The organism is Desulfovibrio piger, from assembly GCF_012843875.1.
Taxonomy (GTDB): Bacteria; Desulfobacterota; Desulfovibrionia; order Desulfovibrionales; family Desulfovibrionaceae; genus Desulfovibrio.
This window is the reverse complement of the sequence record NZ_JABAFY010000088.1, coordinates 1-4,697: the sequence shown is the minus strand read 5'-3', so window position 1 is coordinate 4,697 and position 4,697 is coordinate 1. Positions and strand designations below refer to the sequence as shown.

Genomic DNA, 4,697 nt, shown 5'->3' with positions numbered 1-4,697 from the left:
TGCCGCCATATGGTCTCTCCTCATTGTAAGTGAAGAGATTATAACATACTTTTGAATTTGACGACACTATCTAGGGGGCGCCACCGGGGCGTTGCCAGGTGCCATGCCATTCCAGACAGCGTTCTTCTGTTGCGCTGCCGTCCACGAAGTGCAGACTGTTCAGATAGGGGGAACTGGCAGGGCCGCCATGACACGGAAGCTGAGGTCGCGGTCCAGAGTCGGCGTGTAGACATGGAAGTCTATGTCCCTGTGCCGGACCAGCAGGCCCGTCCTGAACGAGCCCACGGCATGGACCACGGCGCCTGCCCGGCGCCAGTGTCCTTCTATGTCCAGTTCCGCCACGATATCCCGGGCTTCTGCCTGCGTGGCGCGGGCCATCGCTTGCCAGGGGGATGCGTTGTCCATGCGGGTCTCCTTGTGTGGTGCCGGTCTGTCGTCAAGAAAAGAAAGCCTTTCTCTTTGACATGTTGGGCACCTTTTTTTATGGAAAAAAACGACAAAATTTTCCACTCCAAAGCTGGAAAAAAGGCTCATGCCGGAGTGTGGCGGACAAAGGCGTGCCGTCCCGGCCCGGACATGATGTGATATCGCGGAGAGACTTATGGATATTCGTCACACGGCGACAACCTGCCCGTATTGCGGCTGCGGTTGCGGCCTGACCCTGGAAACTGCGGAAGGCCGCATTCAGCGTTCCGTGCCCACGCCCGACAGCCCGGTCAACCGGGGCAAGCTGTGCGTCAAGGGCTGGAACGTGCATGAATTCATACAGCACCCTGACCGTCTGAAAACGCCCCTGCTGCGGACGGAGCAGGGCTGGCAGTCCCTGGACTGGGAAAGCGCCCTCGATCATGCCGCCGGGGAGCTGGCCCGCATCCGTGACCAGTACGGCCCTGACAGCATCGGCGTGCTGACCTCCGCCCGCTGCACCAACGAAGAGAACTATCTGCTGCAAAAGCTCACCCGTTGCGCGCTGGGGACCAACAATATCGATCACTGCGCCCGTCTCTGACACGGCCCCACTGTGGCAGGTCTTGCCACTTCGTTCGGCAGCGGCGCCATGACCAACTCTTTCGACGAGCTGGAGCAGGCGAGCTGTCTGTTTGTGATCGGTTCCAATACCACGGTCGCCCATCCCATGGTGGGCATGCGGCTCATGCATTGCCATCGTGAGGGCGGCAAACTCATCGTGGCCGACCCCCGTCGGACGGACCTTGCCCGCCTGGCGGACGTGCACCTGCGCCTGCGTCCGGGAACGGACGTGCCGCTGGTCAACGGCCTGATGCACATCATTTATGAAAATGGCTGGCACGATGCGGCCTTCATCGCGGAACGCACGGAGAACTTCGACGAGCTGCGCGAAAGCCTGCGTGAATGGACGCCCGAGCGGACCGAGGAAGTCACCGGCGTGCCGCGTGAGCTCCTGTTCCGTGCGGCGGAGCTCTATGCCCGCTCGGAGACCAGCGCCATCGTCTATTGCCTGGGCATCACCCAGCACCGCTGCGGCGTGAACAATGTCCGTTCCCTGGCCAACCTGTCCATGCTCTGCGGTCAGATCGGTCGTCCCTGTACCGGCGTGAACCCGCTGCGCGGCCAGAACAACGTGCAGGGCGCCTGCGATATGGGCGGATTGCCCAACTATTATCCCGGCTACCAGTTCGTGGATGACGAGAAGGCCCGCCTGAAGTTCGAGGCGGCCTGGGGACGCTCCCTGTCGCCTTTCCGCGGCCTGACGGCCATGGAGATGATGCACGGCCTGCAGGAGGGCAAGCTCAAGGCCATGATCATCATGGGCGAGAATCCCGTGGTCAGCGACCCGGATTCCGGCCATGTGGTGAAGGCCCTGTCGTCGGCGGAGTTCCTGCTCTGCCTCGACATCTTCCCCACGCCGACCACGGAACTGGCGCACATGGTCCTGCCCGGTGCGTCGTTCGCGGAGACCGACGGTACTTTCACCAACTCCGAGCGCCGCGTGCAGCGCGTGCGTCAGGCCATCCCGCCCATGGCGGGGCGGACCAACGGCCAGATCATCCAGGCTTTGTCCCGGCGCCTGGGCTATGACATGCATTACGCCTCGGCTTCGGAGGTCTTTGACGAGATCTGCTCCCTGGCCCCCAACATGGGCGGCATGAGCTATGCCCGTCTGGAAGGGAAGAGCCTGTGCTGGCCTTGTCCCACGCCTGACCATCCCGGTACGCCCATCCTGCATCAGGGGCGCTTCACCCGCGGCAAGGGGCTTTTTGCCGCCATCCCGCATGTGCCTCCGGCGGAACTGCCGGACGAGGAGTATCCCTTCCTGCTCAGCACCGGCATGCGCCATGCCCATTATCTGACCGGGACCATGACGCGCCGTTGTGCCATGCTGGAGCGTGAGCTGCCCGAGCTGGTGACGGACATCAATCCCGCTGACGCCAAAAAGCTGGAGATCCGCGAAGGCGCCCGCCTGCGCATGGTCAGCCGTCGTGGAGCTGTGGTCTCGCGCATGCATATCACGGACGATGTGCCCGAGGGCGTGGTCTTCGCTCCCCTGCATTTTGCCGAAGCCATGGTCAACCTGCTGACCTGCACCGCTCTGGATCCGGTCAGCAAAACCCCTGAATACAAAATCAGCGCCGTCAGGCTGGAGAGGGTCTAAGCCATGTCCGCATACTATACCATGAATCCGGCGGACCTGCCCGCCCTGCTGACCGCCTGGCAGTCAGGCTCCCGTGTGCTGTGCCCCTGCAAGGAACAGGACGGGACCACGCGTCTGGAGAGCTTTGTCCCGGCAAAGGGCCTGTGCCTCGACTATACCAACCTTGCCATGCCGCCGGTGGACGTCTTGAACGGCTATCAAGATGTGCTGTTCCGCTGGGAAGGCAACGAACGTACGTATGTGGCCGAGCCCGGTGCGGAAGCCATGGCCCCGACGGTCATCTTCGGCATGCGCCCCTGTGATGTGTCCGCTCTGGAATATCTGGATGATTTCTACCTGGGCGAATACCGGGACATCAATTATTCCATGCGGCGCGAGGCCGTCACCATCGTGGGCATGAACTGCCGTACGCCCGGGAAAAGCTGCTTTTGCGCGGCCACGGGCACAGGCCCCTTTGCCCGCAGCGGCTTTGACCTGATGCTGACGCTGGACGGCGATCTGTGCTGGGTGGAATGCGCCACGGACAAGGGCGAGAGCCTTGTGGGGCAGGCCATGGTCTTTTTCCGTCCCGTGACCGAAGCCGCTCTGCGTGCCCGGCTGGGCGAGCTGGAAAAGGATTGCCGGGACTCTTTCCAGAAGCTGCCCGACCTTTCCCAGATCCGTACGGCCTTGCTGCAGGGCTTCGACCATCCGGTGTGGGAAGAGATCACGCCCACCTGCATCCGCTGCACGGGCTGCACGGCCGTTTGCCCGACCTGCACCTGTTTCCAGTTCAACGAGGAACGTCTGGATGCCCAGTCGGGCCGCCGCGTCCGCGTCAAGGACTCCTGCCAGACGGCTGGCTTTACGCGTAATGCCGGCTGGCACAATCCGCGCAGCAAGGCTGCCGCCGTGCGCCACCGCATCATGGACAAACTGGTCTACATCCAGGACCGCTTCGGTAAAAAAGGCTGCGTGGGCTGCGGGCGCTGCATCGACGTCTGCCCCGCAGGTATCGACATCCGCAAGATAGCCGATACCGTGGTGAAGGACTGCCCGCCCGAGGGACAGCGCAAGCCCATGCCGGTCTCCATCCCGGAACGGGCGTCCACCCGCATCGACCCCCAGCTGTTCACGCCCTATCCTGCGCGTATCGTGGCCATCCATGACGAGACCCCGGACATCCGTCGCTATGTGGTCCGTTACATGGATGAACGCCTTGCCGAGACCTTCCGTCTGACGGGCCAGTTCTTCATGGTCACGGTCTTCGGCGTGGGGGAAGTGGCCCTGTCCATCCCCTTCGGCGATCAGCACGACGGCCAGTTCGAGTTCTGCGTCAAGAAAGTGGGCAAGGTGACGTCGGCCCTGGCCAAGCTTGGCGTGGGGGATGTTATCGGCCTGCGCGGACCTTACGGCAAGGGCTTCCCCTACCGTTCCTTTGCCGGACGGGACGTGCTGGTGGTGGGGTCCGGCGTGGGCCTTGCCCCTGTGCGGACCATCATCGTGCGCTTGCTCCAGGAGCGGGAACGCTACGGCCGCATCGCCATCATCGCCAGCGCCACGCGCTATGAGGGCCTGGTCTACAAGCAGGATCTGAAGGACTGGAGCAAGATCCCCGGTGTGACCGTGCAGTATGCCCTGGCCAAGCCGACGGATGCCGTCCAGGCCCATGTGGGCTATATCAACGACCTGCTGCCGGAACTGGATTTCGACTGGGCCAATGCCCGGGCCATCCTGTGTGCCTCGCCGCGCCGCATCAAGCTGGTGGCCCGCGACCTGCTGGGCCTCGGCATGAACGGCAAGGACATCTTCACCTCGCTGGAGACCCACATGCGCTGCGGTGTGGGCAAGTGTGGCCACTGCAAGGTGGGGGCGCACTATATGTGCCTGGACGGGCCCGTGTTCACCTATGAGGAAATGCTGCAGTTGCCGGAAGAGTTCTAGGATCTGCCAATATGTATGAAAAGGGCGGGGACGCGATGTGTCCCCGCCCTTTTTTTATTTTATGGGCTTTAGAGGATGTCCGGCATGTTTTTTGATTTTAAAAGGTGTGGTAATCTCGTCCCATGAAACAAACAGATTTTCG

The 4,697-nt window shown here is 62.4% G+C and carries 3 protein-coding genes; 2 read left to right on the top strand and 1 reads right to left on the bottom strand.

Annotated elements, in window-relative coordinates:
* Positions 1-159: 159 nt before the first annotated feature.
* A complete protein-coding gene (locus HF854_RS12580; protein WP_205906132.1) occupies positions 160-405 on the bottom strand; it encodes a nucleotidyltransferase domain-containing protein in 246 nt (81 codons plus the stop codon).
* Positions 406-601: 196 nt separating this feature from the next.
* Here HF854_RS12580 and fdhF point away from each other — a divergent pair, with 196 nt between their 5' ends.
* Together fdhF and HF854_RS12110 are read left to right on the top strand one after the other, a co-directional pair.
* Positions 602-2,632 (top strand): formate dehydrogenase subunit alpha, encoded by a 2,031-nt coding sequence (gene fdhF, locus HF854_RS12115; protein ID WP_168936512.1) that lies wholly within the window; start codon positions 602-604, stop codon positions 2,630-2,632.
* A 3-nt stretch (positions 2,633-2,635) separates the two neighbouring features.
* On the top strand, positions 2,636-4,555 hold the full coding sequence (locus HF854_RS12110; RefSeq protein ID WP_168936511.1) for a 4Fe-4S dicluster domain-containing protein: 1,920 nt from the start codon (positions 2,636-2,638) through the stop codon (positions 4,553-4,555).
* Positions 4,556-4,697: the final 142 nt, after the last annotated feature.

Excerpts from the sequence above, each read along its gene's own strand:
- HF854_RS12580 (WP_205906132.1), bottom strand. The coding sequence starts at position 405 with ATGGACAACGCATCCCCCTGGCAAGCGATGGCCCGCGCCACGCAGGCA.
- HF854_RS12110 (WP_168936511.1), top strand. The coding sequence starts at position 2,636 with ATGTCCGCATACTATACCATGAATCCGGCGGACCTGCCCGCCCTGCTG.